Annotated in this window: 1 protein-coding gene; it reads left to right on the forward strand. The window is 40.6% G+C overall.

What is annotated here, in order from left to right:
* Nucleotides 1-1,280: methylmalonyl-CoA mutase family protein (locus tag HHU12_RS33395; protein ID WP_240971258.1), on the forward strand; the 1,280-nt coding region annotated here is incomplete at both ends.

The raw sequence follows: 1,280 nt of genomic DNA on the forward strand, positions 1-1,280 counted from the left end.
GAAGATATGAAAATCTTATTCAATGATATTCCATTGGATAAAATGTCAGTATCAATGACAATGAACGGTGCGGTTATCCCAGTATTGGCTTTCTACATTGTTGCAGCTGAGGAGTCAGGAGTGTCAAAAGATAAATTGAGTGGTACGATCCAAAATGATATTTTGAAGGAATTCATGGTACGTAACACGTACATCTATCCTCCGAAACCATCAATGAGAATCATCTCAGATATCTTCTCTTATACTTCTAACAACATGCCGAAATACAATTCTATTTCTATTTCGGGATACCACATGCAAGAAGCAGGTGCTACAGCAGACATCGAGTTGGCTTACACACTTGCAGATGGTTTAGAATACTTAAGAGCTGGTAAAGCAGCTGGATTAGATATTGATGCATTCGCACCTCGTTTATCCTTCTTCTGGGCAATCGGTATGAACCACTTCATGGAGATTGCTAAGATGAGAGCAGGTCGTATGCTTTGGGCGAAAATTGTAAAACAATTCAACCCTAAAAACCCTAAATCAATGGCCTTGAGAACACACTCTCAAACTTCAGGTTGGTCATTGTCGGAGCAGGATCCATTTAACAACGTAGCAAGAACAGCAATTGAAGCAATGGGTGCAGCATTGGGTCATACTCAATCATTGCACACCAACGCACTTGATGAGGCCATTGCATTACCAACAGACTTCTCGGCTCGTATCGCTCGTAACACGCAGCTTTACATCCAAGACGAGACGAACGTTTGTAAAGTAATCGATCCATGGGCAGGTTCTCACTATGTAGAGTACTTGACAAATGAGATCGCACAAAAAGCTTGGAAACTTATCGAAGAAGTAGAAGAGCATGGCGGTATTGCGAAAGCAATTGAAAAAGGTATTCCGAAAATGAGAATTGAGGAAGCTTCTGCCAGAAAACAAGCACGTATTGACTCAGGTCAGGATACAATTGTTGGTGTAAATAAGTATATTTCAGACGAGAAGACTGAAATCGACGTATTAGAAATCGACAACTCTGTAGTTCGTGAAGGTCAAATTGCTCGTTTAAAGAAAATGAGAGAAGAGCGTGATGCTGATAAAGTAAATGCAGCACTTGAAGCTATCGAAAAGGCAGCAGTAACAGGTGAAGGCAACTTATTAGAATTAGCAGTTGAGGCAGCAAGATGCCGTGCTTCTCTTGGTGAAATTTCAGATGCTATGGAAAAAGATTTTGGTAGATACAAAGCTACAATCCGTAATATCTCAGGAGTTTACTCTCATGAGGTAGCAGGTGACAA

This window comes from Flammeovirga aprica JL-4 (assembly GCF_012844305.1).
Classification (GTDB): Bacteria; Bacteroidota; Bacteroidia; order Cytophagales; family Flammeovirgaceae; genus Flammeovirga; species Flammeovirga aprica.